The organism is Pedobacter sp. ASV1-7, assembly GCF_040203335.1.
Taxonomy (GTDB): Bacteria; Bacteroidota; Bacteroidia; order Sphingobacteriales; family Sphingobacteriaceae; genus Pedobacter.
In genome coordinates this window covers 21,212-38,242 of record NZ_JBEHBV010000005.1, presented here as the reverse complement: position 1 = coordinate 38,242, position 17,031 = coordinate 21,212, and the positions used below count along the sequence as shown (strand labels likewise).

The following is a 17,031-nucleotide window of genomic DNA, read 5'->3' as shown; positions in this document are numbered from 1 at the left end:
TTTACAAAGCAAATAGAAAGGGCTTTAAAAAGTGTGATGAGAGGTAATGATGTAGTCCTATAGCTCCATTAAGAACTCTACAAGGTTCTTATCGCGGGGTACATCAAGCTTTTTACGCAGCCTGTAACGACGAATCTCAACTCCTCTTAAAGAAATGTTCAGAAGCGAGGCCATTTCTTTACTGCTCATGTTCATACGTAAGTAAGCGCAAAGCTTTAAATCATTAGGAACTAAATCAGGATGATTCACTTTAAGTTTCTTAAAGAAACTTTCATGAGCTTCATTAAAGCTACTCTCAAATAAATTCCAGTCACGCTCATCATTCATACCTTCATCAATCACTTTCTGGATTCTTCTGAGCTGCTCTTCAGCAAGTGGTTTCCCACTTCCATCTTTAAGCTTAAGAATTTCCTGACTCAGCTTTTGAAGTAGTTCGTTTTTATAAACCAAACTCATAGCCGAGTTAGCTAGTTCTCTGTTTTTACCTGCTAGTTCTGTTTGTAACTTCTCGGTTTGTAGTTTTATGATTTGCTTCTCGGTAGCTTCAGCTTCTTTTTTAAGGAAGGCATCTTTTTCTGCCAATAATTTATCAGATATAGCTTGCTGATCTTTTTTAAGCTTACGATCGTAAAGTCGCTTAAATACATAAAGAAGTAAAGCAGCCAGAATAAAGTAAAGGATCAATGCCCATTTGCTGGCATAAAAGGGAGGGAGAACAGTAAATGTAAACTCCGATTCTTTGCTTACGATTTCGTCATTTATTTTAGCCCTTACAATAAAGACATAATCGCCAGCACTTAAATTAGTAAACTCTTTTTGTGAAACTGTACTCCAGTCAGACCATTGCTTAGAATAGCCTTTAAGGTAATATTGGAATTTTATAACTGTTTGCCGATAATAAGGAAGAGCAAAAGCAATACTTATATTATTCCTGCTGAAAGGAATTTCAATATCAGTGCTTGCATTTCCAACTTCACTGATTGTGGCGTAGGTGTCGGTAATATCTTCTATTTTTCGGATAAGTATATCCGGTAGCTGTATCTTTTTGCGATTGGGCTCATCAATTTCATTATAAATGACAAAACCATCGTCAATACTTATTAAATAAATCTGGTCACTTATTTTACTGATGTTTTCATAATACTGGACCATTTTTCCATCCAGAATACTAAAACTATTAGAGTCTACATTAATTTTCCCGGGTTGAGAAAAGTTAACAAAAGCCATTTTTCCACGGTTAATGAACCAATATTTTTTGTTGTCAGCATCGATGATTCGATTTGATTTCGCAAATGAGCCCAATCCATTGTTTAATTCTTTGTATGCTGTGAATCGATTGCTAATATCATCGTAGATTAAAAAGCCACTATCGGAAGAGTAGATAATTCTATTTTGAAAATTGAAAAGATTGATATTGTAAGTGCTAGGAAGCCCATTTCTTTCCGTATAACTCTTTACTGAAGTGACAGTTTTAAAATCAGGACTGAGGGTAAGTTTGTATAGTCCTTTATAAGCATGACTAATCCAGATATCACCTCTTGAATCCTTTTCAACATATCTTGAAGCTCCATCGAATCCATTAATCCTGCCTTCTGAAATCCATTTTCCATTGCTGTCCTTTTTAAATAAAAGAAGGCCATTATAGGAACCTTGAATAAGATGATTATCATCTAATTTTCTTATGGTCCAACCGCCACTTAAATTGGTAAGTTTTTCCAGGCTGGTACCGTTAACCCTAAATGTCCCATCGTTGTGTCCACATAACAGTTGCCCATCAATAATCCTTAAGTCCCAAACCTGTCCTTGTGAATTAGGAACAAGCTTAAAATTGAATGTGTTAAACTGTGTAGTGTTTCCTTGTGTCCAAGGGCTATAAAATAAGCCCTGATTAGTACCCAGATAAATGGTATTATTAAAAATCAGGCTGGAGTAAACTGTGCCGATCTGACCCGTTTTATCAAAATAAAAATATAGAGCTGAGCTTAATTCGATACGATCAATCCCGTTATCCAGTCCAGCCCAAAGGTTCTGGTTGTCATCTGCATAAAGACTAAGTACTGTATTGTTCTGTAAGCCACTTGCTTTATTGATTTGCTGAACAATGTTTCCATTCTCGTCAATAATGATCAACCCATTTAATATAGTTCCATAAGCATAATACTTTCCAAGAACTTTTGCACCATTGTTTAACTGGTATGTTTGTAAGAAAGTATTAGCCGGGCTCTTAAATCGTGTATACGATGTTCCATCGTATAGGAACAAGCCATCTTTACTTGTGCCAATTAATAGGCTGCCGTTTTTATAAGGAAGTATAGAAAGTACGTTTCCTGGGAGAGGGGTGCCTGTATTGTTGAGTGGAACAAGCTTATCTCCTTTTAGCTCAGATAGCCCTTGACCCAAAACTTCAAGAATCAAGCGGTCATTTACCTGATGGAGAAATAAAAAAGAGCCAGTTGGTTTAACAACACTAATCTTGTGGTCTTGATAGATGTATATATTGGAAAAGGACTGAAATATAATCCGTTTTCCATCTACATAGATTTTCCAGATCTCACTACTGAGTTCAAAGTTTTTAGGAATAAGACTAATCAGAGAATTATATTTCAGTCGCCGGTTCTCAACTTTCCAATAACCAAAATCACCAAAACCTCCAGTATAAATTATTCCTGCAGCATCTGTTGCTACGGCACGCACAATTTGCCTGTTGGGCATTTTATATTGTTGCCAATACTTGCCATCATAGCTGAGCAATCCTTGTGCATTGCCAAAATACATGATACCATCTTTGTTCTTGGCAACAGACCAATTCTGATTACCAGAACGATAAGTCGACTTAGTGTAATTTTGAACATAAGGCACACCAATACTTTTAATATTATCTGCTTTGACAAAAAAAGGTAATAGGAAAGCGAGATAAAATAGACAGTATTTAAGGTGTCTTTGTTCCATGAATAGCTAAGATAGTTATTTCTTAGCTACGTTTACTGGTTGAGGCACTTTTACATAGTAACCTGTTCCATCATATTTACGCTTACGTGGATGGGTTGTACAGGCAACAGAACAACATCCCTGTAGCTTATCGCCACATTCATCACACTGAGTAACATGCTCATTGCATTCTGGATTGGCACAGTTGATCATTTTTGGTGTCGTTTTACCGCAGTTATAACATGTGGATACCACCTTTGGATTTACAGTATTAACATCTACGGCAATGCGGTTGTCAAAAACATAGCATTTACCTTCAAAATCTTCTCCACCGGCTTCTTTTCCGTATTTAATAATTCCTCCATGCAATTGGTAAACATCACTAAAGCCATGGTGTAACAACAAGGCTGATGCTTTTTCACATTTAATACCACCTGTACAGTAGGTCAGTACTTTCTTGTCTTTGTATTGTGCCAGTTCATTGATCTTTTCAGGGAACTCACGGAAGTTTTCTATGTCTAATGTTACTGCATTTTTAAAACGTCCAAGGTTATGCTCATAATTAGAACGTACATCAAGGATAACCACATCGTCCTGATCAATCATTTTTTGAAATTCAGCAGGTTCCAGATGTTTCCCGGTTTGCTTATTTGGATCAATAATGTTTGGATCTCTTAAGCCAGAGTGTACAATCTCTGATTTATAACGGCAATGCATTTTAATGAAAGAAGGAGCTTCTACATCGTCGATTTTAAAATCTGTTTTAGCAAATCGGTCGTCGGCTTTTATAGCTGCCATATAAGCTTCACATGCTTCTTTAGTGCCAGAGACAGTACCATTCAAGCCTTCATCGGCAACGATAATGCGGCCTACAAGGCCTATAGATTTACAAAATTTAAGATGATCGTCGGCAAATTGTTCTGCCTCTGCTATAGGACTATAGCAATAATAAAGTAGTGTCTGATATGTCATAATTCATTGATACCGGTGCAAATGGCGTTTAATGCTGGTGCAAAAGTGCAAAAAAAACCGTTCTCCTCCAAGTCTGGAATCTTTTACGCTGAAGGAGCGTAAAATTTTCCTATGTCTTGTCGGAGAAGGTATTTTTTGTTTTAAGCAGGGTGCAGAGTAGCAAGGTGCAGGGATTGCATGGTGTCAAATTTGAATCTAAATTTAACTATATCTAAACAGGGTGCAAACAGGGTCTAAACAGGGTGATAACAGGGTCGTTGATATAGTTTGATTACTGTAATAACCTTGTTGTTATTAGTTGTTTATCATACTTTTCTCTTTACTCTACAGTTGCTTTTCAAAGTGGAGTTTAGTTTTATTCTTCTAGTCTTTTTTGTAACAAATTCGGTGTTTGTTTCAGACCGCTTATTTTGTGTTGGATAATTGTTAAGTTTGTACCCTCAATCAAGAAATAATATACTAACTAATTTTATTAAACATAAAATGACTAAAATTTCAATGAAATCATTGTGGTTGTCTGCCGGCTTATTGTTAGGTACAACTGCTGGATTTGCACAAGACAATCTTGTTAATGCGCTTAAAAATAACCAAAGTGCTAATAGCGCAACAAGTTTTACTTTCACTCCTGTAATAAATGCTGAAGCTACTTCAGTGAAAAATCAGAAATCATCAGGTACTTGCTGGAGTTACTGTACAAACTCCTTCCTTGAATCTGAAATGATTCGTATGGGTAAGAAACCCGTTGATTTAGCTGAATTATTTACTGCCCGTAACACTTATATTGAAAAAGGTATTAATTATGTACGTATGCATGGTGCTCTTACTTTAGGTGATGGTGGTGCATGTCATGATGTAACTAACATGTTAGCAAAATATGGTGCTATGCCACAAGAAGCTTATAATGGTAATGACTATGGTAGTCCAGGTTCTTCTGAAAGGATGAATAAACTAACAGAAGCTATCTTGAAAAAAGCTGTTGAGGGTAAATTTGATCCAACCTGGAAAGATAGATACATTGCTACCATTGATTCGTGTATGGGTGCTGTTCCAGAGAAATTCACTTATGAAGGTAAAGAATATACACCGAAAACCTTTGCTAAAGAGGTCGTTGGAATTAACCCTGCTGATTATGTAGAGTTAGGATCTTTCACCAGCAGCCCTTATTATGAAAAAGCTGTTTTAATGGTGCCTGATAACTGGTCATTTGATCAGGTTTATAATGTTCAAATGGATGATATCACTAACATTATTGATCATGCAATAAAAAAAGGATTTACTGTTGCATGGGCTTCTGATGTAAGTGAAAAAGGTTTTAGCTGGAAAAATGGTGTTGCTTATGTTCCTGCAAAAGATTTCGAAAGTATGAGCATTGATGAGAAAAAAACAATGTTCAACGGACCAAAAGCAGAGAAAGAAATTACTGTAGAAATGCGTCAGGCAGCTTTCGATAATTACGAAACTACTGATGATCATGGTATGCAAATTACTGGTATCGCTAAAGATCAGGCAGGAAAAGAGTATTATATCGTTAAAAACTCTTGGGGTGTATCTAACGATTATAAAGGATATTTATATGTAACTAAGAACTTTGTTAAATATAAAACAACAGCATTCTTATTGCACAAAAACGGAATCCCTTCGGATTTACGCAAAAAAATGGCGATTAAATAAGAAGCTATTTCAAATTGTAAAAAAATGGAGTTCCAAAAGGGCTCCATTTTTTTTATGTCTTATTTTATGCAATTTGTTTAAAAGCCATAAGATAGTCTGAAGCCATGATTTACCCTTTTGCTGCCATCATAAGCAAAACCGTAGGCCGCTCTGAAAATCAATCTTTGAAAGCCAAAATAGAATTCTGTATAATTTCTTTTTATTGGCTGACTCAAATAGCTTGCTCCGACAATCTCTTCTAATTTCAACTTACGTAGAAATGGTACTTTATTGGTGAAGAAACCAGAGAAGTTATGCTCAAAATGTGCTTCAACATATTCTTTGTCTGTACTAAACAAGTAGAAGTCCAGGAATAAGAATTTTGGTAGCTCGGGAAGGGAGAATAAAGAATTGTTACCTGTGAAATGTTTCGCGTCAGGATAATAGATTTGAGACGAATTCAGGAATTTACCTGCACCTACAATGAAAGAAAAGTAACCCCATAGCCCCGCACTAATTTTATTTTGCGATACTTCCAATGAAACTAAATCATAATCAACATCACTGCTCAGAACTCCTTTTATTCCTTTTCTATATGTCAAATCAATGACAGGATATCTGCTAGGCTGGTAAAATTTTCCATTGGGTCTGGTGATATAGGTCTGGCCAAAGGTATAATTTAAGCCTGCAGTGATGGTTAAAGCTTCGTATGTTGGAAACAATGGTGTTTCTGAATCTGGAGTAAATGGGTTGTTGGAAGTGAAGTGTTCATCTTCAAGATCTCTGAACTTAAAAGTAGAAGTGTTTTTAAGATTGGTATTACGTGCATAACTTCCTTTAATCCTTGCTTGTAATCCATTGCTTAGCTCCCTTGTTGTACCCAGATTAATAAACTCCTTCTTGTAAAACTTAGAGAAGTTGGTTTCAAAGAATAAGGAGTTGGTAGAGTTACCAAATTGGCTCATTGAACCATAGTTGTTTAAATCATAGATACCAGAACCAGCGCTAAAGCTAATGTTTGCGCGTTTGTCTGGCCTGTAATAGTAATTAGAACTGATGTTTCCTGTAAGCAATTTATTAGAAAAGCCATACCTAACTTCGGCTCTGATATCATAAAAACGACGTTCTCCAAGGTCTTTGGTATAAGTGATGGCGGGTTTAATGGCAAAGCCTTCTACGGTATTATACAGTATTGATTTATATAATGGCTCGAATTGATAACGGCGACGAGTCTCATATTTTTTGATGGTAAAGCCTGTAATCAGGCCAAAAGCACCAATTTTGTTGCTTTCCCTTTCTACAGAATCAAGATAGTGCTTAGATGTTTTTACTACCTCTATGCTGTCTTTTCTTTTATAATCTCTTTGTTCTTCAGTAGTAAGGGGGATAGGTCTGTTATTAAGCCAGAATAAGGAGTCTTTTTCGTTAACAGCTTTGTTGATTTTTAAAACTTCTCCATTGAAATGTTTTTTCGGGAAATTGGGCTGAAGGTTATAATTTGAATAAACTCCTACATAATAGCCTTCAAATTTAAAGCCTATCACGTCCCCATTGAACTGAACATTGATACTTGATGGCATGTAAGTCTCGTCGGTTTTTAAAAATTGTTGAGAAATATTCAGTGTATCCAATAAGTTTATACCTGTGTTTTTTGTCAGAAATACATTCGCATTAACCAGATGCCAGCTATCTTCTTTTATATAAATAAGCCCTCTAAATACGGGGTCATTCTCTCTACGTGGAATGATTTGAATTTTATGTATGGTTTCTCCGTTGTCTGTACTTGTACCTAATAACTTATATCGGTAATACCGTAAGGCATTATCTGAAATTGGTGACACAAAGCCGCGGGAGCTAAATTTGTTTTCCAGTAAGATGTTGTCGTAAAAATTGATAGTTAGATCTGAGGCCTTATTAAAGCTAAAAGCACTATTATGTCCTGCAACTTTGGAGGAGACCATCTCTTCGTGAATAAGATTCGGACGTTGATAGGAGAAGCGAGAGGTGGACTCAGATAAATAAATAATCCCCTTCCCATTGGTATCTACATCCAGTATCCTCTGTATATTTTTGCGAAATAGTTTTTTTGGAGCGCCGACAAGTTTTTGAACTCCTTTAACATATACATCGGCGGTAAATGCATTAACCTCGTTTAAATGTTCCTTTCTCTTTTTGATAGCCTGTCTGATGACTTCGTAAGCAGGATCTTCTCCATTGCCAACAATATTTACTGCTGCAAGTGTATAGCTTTCAGGTTGTAGGATAACATCAATAGATGTATCGCCCGTGATTTTAACGTTTTTTTCTAAAGCCTTATAGCCAATCGTTTTATAAACGATGGTATAGGTCCCATTTTGAATTTTTAATGTATAAATCCCATCAACATTAGCTGATGTGCCAATAGTAGTGTTTTCTATGTAAATAGAAACGAATGGAATAGCAGTTCCGTCAGTATCTTTAATTGAACCACTGAGTGTTGATTGCTGTGCAGAACTACTGAATATATTGAGAAATAGGAAGAGTCCAATAAAAATATGCTTCATGTAATTTAGAGTTAGGAATCGTTAGCAGCAAATAGAGGTTAACAATTCTTTAGCCAAAAATACCCATATATGGGTATTTTAAGTAATAATAAGAGTTTTTATTATATCTTCTTAAAGAATACGGAAAAACCTTTTTATCTTTGCAGAAAATTACATAACTGTATTTCAGGTGTATAGCAGGGGTTTGATGTAGGCTGTTTCGTTATTATGGTGGTTAAAGTTTATGGTTTTTCTAATTACAATCCTTTGTTTCTTACTGATAAATGCTTTATGTGTCAGAAAACATAGTTTATACATGTGTTTTTTTCTTAAGATCGCTTTTTCATTGATTTTGATGAATTTTATCGCATTTTCAGTGAAATCGCAAACTACAGTTAAAGGCAAAATTATTGATAAGCAGACCCGGCAACCTATTCCTGCAGTTACGATTACGCTTCCTGAAATTAAAGCTAAAACATTTTCTAGTGGAGATGGTAATTTCAAAATTTTCACCAATAAACAGGTCAGTATGATTACTTTTTCTGCAATTGGCTATAAAACTTTTAATTATTTTTTACCAAAAAAAGGTGATTATCAGTTGACTATTGAATTGGACGAAACTTTTAATACACTTAATAATGTAAATATCACAGCTGCAAGAAAAACGAAAAGATATAGCAATAAAAATAATCCGGCGGTAGAGCTTATTAGGAATGTTATAGCCAATAGGGATAAAAATAGAAAGCAACAGAATAATGATGTGGTTTATAAGCAGTATGAAAAGCTTAATCTTTCATTGAGTATGAAGCGTGATCAGCTTCGTAGTTCTTCTATTATCCGTAAATTCCCATTTCTTCTTAGGACAGCTGACTCTCTAAAACGCCAGGGAAAAGCATTGATACCATTATTTATGCGGGAAAGGCTAAGCTTGTGCCTGGAAACAAAAAATAGTGAGAATGATCGTAACCAGGTTTTGGGCGAAAAGCAATCACGTATTGATCAGTATTTTGATGAAGAAGGTATTGATGAGTATTTAACCCAGATTTATCAGCATGTAGATATTTATGATAATGATATTGGTATAGGGAGTCAAAGGTTTTTAAGTCCTATTGCTTCATTAGCACCTGAATTATATAAATATTTCATAGCAGATACCCTGAAAGATGTAAAGCCCAATGTAGTTCGCTTAATGTTTAGTCCTCGAAATAAACAAGATCAGTTGTTTATGGGTGAAATGCGTATTCCTCTTAACGGAGATTATGCTGTAGCCGATGTTACACTGACTCTGAATGAGGATGTAAATCTTAATTTCGTGAATGATTTTGAAGTAAACATTATTTATAAAAAAGATGAAGAGGGGAAATACTATATCGCTAAAAGTGTAACTGATATGGGGCTGGGCCTCTTTAAAGATAAATATAATTTATTTGGAAGCAGAACGCTTCTTACTACTGATTACAGGTTTACACCAAAGAACTTTGTGTTTCCAACGCAAAATCCGGTTTTATCAAAGAATAAAGTAGATAAAACGTTTGAACGGCCGGAGGGTCTAACATCACTGGAACAGAATGCTTATAATAATATCGATAGCTTAAAAAAATCGCCGAAATTTAAACGTATGGCTGCAATTAGTGCTTTGGTTTTAACAGGTTATCAAAAAGCAGGTCCTATTGATATAGGTCCGGTAGGTTCTTTTTATAGTTTTAATCAGATAGAGGGAACAAGAATAAGATTAAGTGCGCGGACCAATATTGATTTTAGTGATAAAGTTGTTTTGGAAGGTCATGTTGCCCGGGGTATGAAGGATAAAAAGTGGAAGTATGCCATAAGTGCAGCTTATTCATTTAAGCCTGAAGGACCTTTACATTTTCCAATACATAGTTTTACCGTTAAACATAGTTACGAAACACAGATTCCTGGTCAGGATCTGAACTTTATTGAAGATGATAATTTCTTGCTTTCTTTTAAAAGGGGAGTTAATGATAAATGGTTGTACAATAGAAAATGGAGTGGAGAATATTTCAGAGAGTTGGAAAGCCATATTTCGTTCCGTTTAGGATATAGAAACCAGGAGCTGGATCCTACAGGTGGATTGGTTTTTCAACCGGTTTCAGCTCTTGACCCTGTAGATAGACTTAATTTGTCTGAGTTTACTTCAGAATTGCGTTGGGCACCAAATGAACAGTTTTATCAAGGGAAAAGATTCCGTAGGCCAATAAAAAATGGTTATCCGATCTTTACACTTAGAGCTTCAGCAGGTGTTAAGGGATTTTTGAAAGGTGATTATAATTATCAGAATGTTTCTCTTCATATCTTTAAAAGATTGTTTGTTGCTCCGTTTGGTTATTCGGATATTACAATGGAAGGTGGAATGGTATTTGGAAAAGTCCCTTTTCCATTACTGGCAATTCATCGTGCCAATCAGACCTATTCATATCAGAATCAATCATATAATTTGATGAACTTCATGGAATTTATGAGCGACAGGTATGCCAGTATTAATATTGATCATTCATTAAATGGGGTGATTTTGAACAAAATTCCTTTGATTAAGAGATTGCAATTAAGAGAAATGGCTTCTTTAAAGGTGCTTTATGGTGGTATTACTTATAAGAATAAGCCAGAGAATAATACTGATTTATATCGTTTTGCTACTAATAATGATGGTGCTCAGACTTCATTTGCCTTGGGTAATGCACCATATATGGAGGGGAGTTTGGGAATAGGTAATATCTTTAAATTGTTGCGTGTAGATTATGTTATGAGATTTAGTTACCTAAACCAGCCTAATGTCACGAGATCAGGAATACGCGCTAAAATCCATGTAGATTTCTAAATATTCCTGATTTAGCTTACCATCACAACATCAGAATTGTATAACTTTGACATATAAAATTATATTTCGTATGTATAAAACATTACAGCCAGTTCTGATTCAGGAGCTTGATCAAATAGAGAAAGATGGATTATTTAAGCGTGAACGCATTATTGTAACTCCACAAGGTGCCGAGATTAAGGTAAGTACTGGTCAGGAGGTTATTAATTTTTGTGCAAATAATTATCTTGGATTATCTTCAGATTCACGTGTAATTGAAGCCGCAAAAAAGGCAATTGATAAATATGGTTATGGGATGTCATCTGTCCGCTTCATTTGTGGAACACAAGATATACACAAAGAGCTGGAAGAGAAACTTTCCAATTTTTTAGGTACGGAAGATACAATATTGTATGCGGCAGCTTTTGATGCTAATGGTGGTGTTTTTGAACCTTTATTTAATGATCAGGATGCGATTATTTCTGATGAACTAAATCATGCATCAATTATTGATGGTGTACGTTTATGTAAAGCGCAACGTTTCAGATATAAAAACGCTGATATGGTTGATCTGGAAAGACAACTGATTGCAGCAAAAGATGCCAGACATCGTATCATTGTTACTGATGGTGCTTTTTCTATGGATGGTGTAGTAGCTCCCCTGGATCAGATTTGTGATTTGGCTGATAAATACGAAGCATTGGTGATGATTGATGAATCGCACTGTACAGGTTTTGTTGGGAAAACTGGGCGTGGAACACATGAGCATTTTAATGTAATGAATCGCGTTGATATCATTACAGGTACTTTAGGTAAAGCATTAGGAGGCGCATCTGGTGGCTTTACATCTGGAAGAAAAGAAATTATTGATATGCTTAGGCAGCGTTCTAGGCCGTATTTATTCTCCAATACATTGGCTCCGGCTATTGCAGGTGCTTCTGTTGCGGTATTGGACATGTTAAGTGAGACTACAGAATTAAGAGATAAATTAGAAAAAAATACCCAATACTTCCGTGAGAAGATGACGGAAGCAGGTTTTGACATCAAGACTGGGACTCATCCAATTGTTCCAGTGATGTTATACGATGCGAAACTTGCACAGGAATTTGCCGCTAAAATGCTGGAAGAGGGAATTTATGTAATTGGTTTTTATTACCCTGTTGTGGGACAAGGAAAGGCTAGAATCCGGGTTCAGCTTTCTGCAGCACATGAACAACATCACTTGGATAAGGCAATTGCTGCATTTACTAAGGTAGGTAAAGCTTTAGGCGTAATATAAATTATAGAAAAGCTGTATATTTGCCCCATGTTACAAGATAAGATAACACAATATACCACAGAAATAAACGCATTCTCGACAGACAGTGCTGATGAATTAGAACAGTTTCGTATAAAATTCCTTGGAACAAAAGGGATTATAAAAGATGTTTTTGATGAATTTAAAGCTGTTTCGCCTGAGGAGAAAAGAGTTCTCGGGAAGGTTTTAAACGAATTTAAACAATTGGCAGAAGCCAAATATCAAGGACTGAAAGATCAGGCTGAAGTAACTGATACTTCTAAAGGTGCTGATCTGGATCTGACTTTACCTGGTGAAGGGTTTGAGGTAGGTTCACGTCATCCTTTGGCATTGGTTAGGAGAGAGATTATTGAGATTTTTAATAAGCTTGGTTTTATTGTTGCGGAGGGGCCAGAAATTGAAGATGACTGGCATAATTTCTCGGCATTGAATTTCCCTGAAGAACATCCTGCTCGTGACATGCAGGATACTTTCTTTATTAAAAAAGGTGGTGAGAAAGGTGATATCGCATTACGGACACATACTTCTTCAGTTCAAGTAAGGATGATGGAAGAAGGTAAACCTCCTTTCAGAGCAATCATGCCGGGTAGGGTATATAGAAATGAGGCGATCTCGGCCAGAGCACATTGTTTTTTTCATCAGGTTGAAGGCCTTTATGTGGATGAGAATGTGTCTTTCGCTGATTTAAAGCAAACCTTGTTTTATTTTGTGCAGGAATTGTATGGTGAAGGTACTAAAGTACGTTTCCGTCCATCTTATTTCCCTTTTACAGAGCCTTCAGCAGAGATGGATATTTCTTGTACCATTTGTAAAGGTGCAGGTTGCCAGATGTGTAAGCAAAGTGGATGGGTTGAGATATTAGGCTGCGGTATGGTTGATCCAAATGTTTTGGAAAATTGCAATATCGATAGCAAAAAATATAGTGGTTTTGCATTTGGAATGGGGATTGAAAGGATTGCAAATCTTAAATTTGAAATTAAAGATCTGCGCTTATTCTCAGAAAATGATGCCAAGTTCTTAAAACAGTATAAGACTTCGTTAATATAATGAAATTTTGTTCCGGCATATTTCTGTTGGTATTCTTGTTGTTCGGATGTGGTAAAGAAAACTTGAATATCCCTAATGTGGCGGTTAATCTTAGTAGGCAACTTACCGATCCTGGGTTAATCAGATTGAGTAGTCCGGGAGGTGCAGCAATAGTGAATAATTATGGAGTTGCAGGTATTGTAATCTACCGTACACTTAGCGGTGGTTATAAAGCATACGACAGATGCAGCACAGTGAATCCGGAAAAACAATGTGCTGTGGAGTTAGATGAACCGTCTTTTACGGTGACGGATAAATGCTCTGGAGCAAAATACCTTTTAGAAGACGGAAGTCCGGCAAAAGCACCTGCGGTGTTATCACTAAAAGAGTATCAGGTAACTGTAGCAGGAAATACAATTTATGTAACCAATTAATGGAACCAGAAAAAATAAAAGAAAGTATAGTCAGAGCCGCTAAAGAGTTGTTCAGGAAGTATGGTTATCACAAAACAAGTGTGAATGAGATAGCCAGGAAAGCCAGGATAGCTAAAGCTACCATATACAAGTATTTTGAGAGTAAAGAGCAAATTCTGGATGCCATTTTAATGGATTACCTGGATTTGAACTTGCATGAGATACTAAAAAATAAAGCTCAGTTTGCTGATGAGGAAGAACACCTTAAGGCATTGGTTATGAAAACTTGCAGATTAACTTATACAGTTTGTAATGAGTTTATTGGTTGGGATTTCGTTAGGGAGAATGCAAATTCACAAGAGTTTTTGAAGCATTTATCTGATCAGCTGGAATCCCTTTTGCTTTCTGCTTATCTGGAACTTGATCACTTTAAAAATCATCCATCACGTAGAGAAGGGCTGGCATTTTTGCTTAAAGCAAGTAAAAACATTGTATTTTCTTTTGCCTTTACCTCAGTTAGTGATTCTGATGTACGCAAGAATTTTGTGAGTTTCCAGAAAGAATTACTTCCATTTTTAGTAAAAGCTGCTTTATAAGTTATTCAGCTAAAGCATTGAAATAGGTCGTTTATTTTACATAATGTTAACTTATACCGTTTCGGTATTTGGTATAAAAGACGTTATCTTTGTTGTATTATCATCTTTTATAGCAATGAGTAACGAGATTTTAGAAATTTCTGTATTAGTAGATGAGAAGTTTGATGTGAAATTTGAATCGGCTGACGGTGTTTTGGGTTTTATACTTAGAATTTTTGGCAGGTAGCATTTGATACATTAATTTCTTCAGTAACAGGCATCCCAAAATGTCTGGAAGAAAGCTTTATGTCTGAAAAAAAACTTAAATTCGCCCCATAATGAGTAGAAATAGAAAAGCTGGAGTGGTAACCATCATTCCTGATTTAAGTATTATAGATATTGCCGAAGAAGGTAAAGGGGTTGGTAAGGCGGATGAGCTGGTGATTTTCGTTGAAAAAGCCGTTCCGGGTGATATTGCGGATGTACGTATCATAAAAAAGAAAAAGAACTTTGCGGAAGCTGTAATTGAAAACCTGCATAAAAAATCAGAATTAAGAACTGATCCTTTTTGTCAGCATTTTGGTACTTGTGGAGGCTGCAAATGGCAGCAGATGGAATATGATGCTCAGTTAAAATTTAAGCAGAAGAATGTAGAGGCAGCTTTACAGCGCCTTGCTAAAATTGATACCAGTTCAATGGAACCGATTTTAGGTTCGGTCGAAAATAAATATTACAGGAATAAACTGGAATATACTTTTTCTAATAAACGTTGGCTGAATAAAGAAGATATGCCTGAAAAGGTGGAAAGTTCTGAAGGTGAAAGCCCTAGTGCCAGTATGGATATGAATGCGTTAGGTTTTCATGTGCCATTACGATTTGATAAGATATTAGATATTCAACACTGCTATTTACAAGCGGAGCCATCTAACAGTATCAGAAATGATGTTAGAGAATATGCTTTGCAACATGGCTTAACATTTTATGATCTGCGTAATCATGAGGGAAATTTGCGTAACCTGATTATCCGTACTTCATCAACTGGTGAAATTATGGTAGTTGTAGTTTTTGCTTATATAGAGCAAGAGCAGATTGATGCAATGATGGAGCATCTAAAAAATCGCTTCCCTGAAATTACTGCATTGTTATATATCGAAAATCAAAAGAAGAACGACACTATTTTTGATCAGGAGGTAATTACTTATGCAGGAAGAGACCATATTTTCGAAGAAATGGAAGGCTTGAAGTTTAAGATTGGTGCAAAATCATTCTATCAAACCAATTCAGATCAGGCTCACGAATTGTATAAGATTACTAAAGAGTTTGCAGGGTTTACCGGAGATGAGCTGGTATATGATTTATATACTGGGGCTGGTACAATTGCCAATTTTGTAGCTCGTAGTGTAAAACAAGTAGTAGGAATTGAGTACGTACCTACGGCGATTGAAGATGCTAAATTTAATTCTAATCTTAATGGAATAGATAATGCAATTTTTTATGCAGGGGATATGAAAGACATCCTGACCAGGGAATTTATTGCTGAGCATGGGAAACCTGATGTGGTGATCACAGATCCACCAAGAGCTGGTATGCATGCTGATGTTGTAGAACGTTTGTTGGAGATGGAAACAGAAAAAATTGTATATGTAAGTTGTAATGCTGCAACCCAGGCACGTGACCTGGCTTTGTTAAAAGAAAAATATGAAGTAGTACGAATTAAACCTGTTGATATGTTCCCACATACTCAACATGTAGAAAATGTAGTGCTTCTGAAATTTACAGGTAATTAACTATAAGGTTTTTTGATGGATATAGAGGAATTAATGCCGCAACAGCCAGAGGGCGGTAAGGAGCAACAAAGTAAAAGTCCATTGGTAAGTCTGGAAAAGGATTTGGAACTATATGCAGACTCAATAAAGGAGATTGCTATGGAGATTATTGTTGAAGGTATTTCAGAGAATCCTATTTTTATTGCTCATCAACACACCGTAAGTATCGGTGAGGTGATTTTGGATAGAAAAGAGTTAAATACTGAATGGACCATACAAGCTTCAACCTTTGAAGAATTTGTAGAGAAAGGAATAATAACTCCGGAAAAGAAAGTTCTGTTTTTAAAAAGCTATAAAAAACCAGAAGATTTTATGTGTGTATTTGTAATTGTGCCCGAAGGAGCCAATTTTATTTACTACCCTTATAAAGTTAAAAAAAACTAATGATCAGTCATCGCTAAGAGAGAAAGGTTTCAAGATTGATAAATATTTATAAATATTTGAATTTGACCCTTAAAATCGTTCTTTTTGTAGCATAAAACACGGCAAATAATGGCAACATCTCAATTACTCATTCTTGATAAACAGCAGATACAGCAGAAAATAAACAGGATTGCTTATCAGATATTAGAGGATAACCTTACTGAAAAAGAAATTGTACTTGCAGGAATCTGGGATAGAGGTTATAAGCTGGCGCTGAGATTGAAGACAGTACTGTCTGAAATTTCTGATCTGAAAATTACCATGCTAAAGGTAGAGCTGGATAGAAAGAATAGTAAACTTGTTGCCAGTACTGATTTAGGAGAAGAACATTGGAAAAATCAAGTCATCATTATTGTTGACGATGTTTTGAACAGTGGTAAAACACTAGCTTATGGTTTAGGTGTGTTTTTAAATACACCGCATAAGAAGATCAGAACTGTAGTGCTGGTAGATCGAAGCCATAAGATATTCCCTATTGCTACGGATTATGTAGGCCTGAAAATGGCTACAGTATTAAAGGAGCATGTGGATGTGATTATGGATGTGGATGGTGAAGAAGATCGAGTTTATTTAAGTTAAAATAT

General features: G+C 35.8%; 13 protein-coding genes. 10 read left to right on the top strand and 3 right to left on the bottom strand.

What is annotated here, in order from left to right; translation table 11 throughout:
• Nucleotides 1-57: 57 nt before the first annotated feature.
• Nucleotides 58-2,949: a ligand-binding sensor domain-containing protein gene (locus ABDJ41_RS12770; protein ID WP_349786414.1), complete on the bottom strand. Its 2,892-nt coding sequence runs from the start codon at nt 2,947-2,949 to the stop codon at nt 58-60.
• A gap of 15 nt (nt 2,950-2,964) precedes the next feature.
• Nucleotides 2,965-3,903, bottom strand: a complete 939-nt coding sequence (gene trhO, locus ABDJ41_RS12765) for an oxygen-dependent tRNA uridine(34) hydroxylase TrhO (RefSeq protein ID WP_349786764.1) — start codon at nt 3,901-3,903, stop codon at nt 2,965-2,967.
• 480 nt (nt 3,904-4,383) lie between these two features.
• Between trhO and ABDJ41_RS12760 the strand changes: the two genes are divergently transcribed.
• A complete protein-coding gene (locus ABDJ41_RS12760; RefSeq protein WP_349786412.1) occupies nt 4,384-5,571 on the top strand; it encodes a C1 family peptidase in 1,188 nt (395 codons plus the stop codon).
• Nucleotides 5,572-5,648: 77 nt separating this feature from the next.
• On the opposite strand, the gene ABDJ41_RS12755 is transcribed toward ABDJ41_RS12760, so the two are convergent.
• Complete coding sequence (locus ABDJ41_RS12755; RefSeq protein WP_349786411.1) at nt 5,649-8,093, bottom strand: DUF5686 and carboxypeptidase regulatory-like domain-containing protein; 2,445 nt, start codon at nt 8,091-8,093, stop codon at nt 5,649-5,651.
• A 334-nt stretch (nt 8,094-8,427) separates the two neighbouring features.
• On the opposite strand from ABDJ41_RS12755, the gene ABDJ41_RS12750 reads away from it, so the two are divergent.
• The 9 genes from ABDJ41_RS12750 to ABDJ41_RS12710 all read left to right on the top strand — a co-directional run bounded on the left by ABDJ41_RS12750 (nt 8,428) and on the right by ABDJ41_RS12710 (nt 17,026).
• A complete protein-coding gene (locus tag ABDJ41_RS12750) occupies nt 8,428-10,908 on the top strand; it encodes a DUF5686 family protein (protein ID WP_349786410.1) in 2,481 nt (826 codons plus the stop codon).
• 70 nt (nt 10,909-10,978) lie between these two features.
• A complete protein-coding gene (kbl, locus tag ABDJ41_RS12745; protein ID WP_349786409.1) occupies nt 10,979-12,166 on the top strand; it encodes a glycine C-acetyltransferase in 1,188 nt (395 codons plus the stop codon).
• Nucleotides 12,167-12,193: 27 nt separating this feature from the next.
• Nucleotides 12,194-13,231 carry a phenylalanine--tRNA ligase subunit alpha gene (gene pheS / locus ABDJ41_RS12740; RefSeq protein ID WP_349786408.1) on the top strand — a complete coding sequence of 346 codons (1,038 nt, stop codon included), beginning with the start codon at nt 12,194-12,196 and terminating at the stop codon, nt 13,229-13,231.
• Nucleotides 13,231-13,644, top strand: a complete 414-nt coding sequence (locus tag ABDJ41_RS12735; RefSeq protein ID WP_349786407.1) for a Rieske (2Fe-2S) protein — start codon at nt 13,231-13,233, stop codon at nt 13,642-13,644. Before pheS ends, ABDJ41_RS12735 begins: the two co-directional genes overlap by 1 nt.
• Nucleotides 13,644-14,219: a TetR/AcrR family transcriptional regulator gene (locus ABDJ41_RS12730; protein WP_084289076.1), complete on the top strand. Its 576-nt coding sequence runs from the start codon at nt 13,644-13,646 to the stop codon at nt 14,217-14,219. Before ABDJ41_RS12735 ends, ABDJ41_RS12730 begins: the two co-directional genes overlap by 1 nt.
• Nucleotides 14,220-14,262: 43 nt before the next feature.
• A complete protein-coding gene (locus tag ABDJ41_RS12725; RefSeq protein ID WP_349786406.1) occupies nt 14,263-14,445 on the top strand; it encodes a hypothetical protein in 183 nt (60 codons plus the stop codon).
• Nucleotides 14,446-14,536: 91 nt separating this feature from the next.
• Entirely contained in the window at nt 14,537-15,985 is a 1,449-nt protein-coding gene (rlmD, locus tag ABDJ41_RS12720; protein ID WP_349786405.1) for a 23S rRNA (uracil(1939)-C(5))-methyltransferase RlmD, read from the top strand.
• A 15-nt stretch (nt 15,986-16,000) separates the two neighbouring features.
• Nucleotides 16,001-16,408, top strand: coding sequence for a hypothetical protein (locus tag ABDJ41_RS12715; RefSeq protein WP_349786404.1), 408 nt, complete (start codon nt 16,001-16,003; stop codon nt 16,406-16,408).
• Nucleotides 16,409-16,516: 108 nt separating this feature from the next.
• The gene (locus ABDJ41_RS12710) at nt 16,517-17,026 is read left to right on the top strand and encodes a phosphoribosyltransferase family protein (protein WP_349786403.1); all 510 of its coding nucleotides are present in this window, start codon (nt 16,517-16,519) and stop codon (nt 17,024-17,026) included.
• Nucleotides 17,027-17,031 lie beyond the last annotated feature (5 nt).

Bases quoted from the DNA above. Each gene is read 5' to 3' on its own strand.
- ABDJ41_RS12770 (WP_349786414.1), bottom strand. From the start codon at position 2,949: ATGGAACAAAGACACCTTAAATACTGTCTATTTTATCTCGCTTTCCTA.
- ABDJ41_RS12760 (WP_349786412.1), top strand. From the start codon at position 4,384: ATGACTAAAATTTCAATGAAATCATTGTGGTTGTCTGCCGGCTTATTG.
- ABDJ41_RS12755 (WP_349786411.1), bottom strand. From the start codon at position 8,093: ATGAAGCATATTTTTATTGGACTCTTCCTATTTCTCAATATATTCAGT.
- ABDJ41_RS12750 (WP_349786410.1), top strand. From the start codon at position 8,428: ATGAATTTTATCGCATTTTCAGTGAAATCGCAAACTACAGTTAAAGGC.
- kbl (WP_349786409.1), top strand. From the start codon at position 10,979: ATGTATAAAACATTACAGCCAGTTCTGATTCAGGAGCTTGATCAAATA.
- pheS (WP_349786408.1), top strand. From the start codon at position 12,194: ATGTTACAAGATAAGATAACACAATATACCACAGAAATAAACGCATTC.
- ABDJ41_RS12735 (WP_349786407.1), top strand. From the start codon at position 13,231: ATGAAATTTTGTTCCGGCATATTTCTGTTGGTATTCTTGTTGTTCGGA.
- ABDJ41_RS12730 (WP_084289076.1), top strand. From the start codon at position 13,644: ATGGAACCAGAAAAAATAAAAGAAAGTATAGTCAGAGCCGCTAAAGAG.
- ABDJ41_RS12725 (WP_349786406.1), top strand. From the start codon at position 14,263: ATGTTAACTTATACCGTTTCGGTATTTGGTATAAAAGACGTTATCTTT.
- rlmD (WP_349786405.1), top strand. From the start codon at position 14,537: ATGAGTAGAAATAGAAAAGCTGGAGTGGTAACCATCATTCCTGATTTA.
- ABDJ41_RS12715 (WP_349786404.1), top strand. From the start codon at position 16,001: ATGGATATAGAGGAATTAATGCCGCAACAGCCAGAGGGCGGTAAGGAG.
- ABDJ41_RS12710 (WP_349786403.1), top strand. From the start codon at position 16,517: ATGGCAACATCTCAATTACTCATTCTTGATAAACAGCAGATACAGCAG.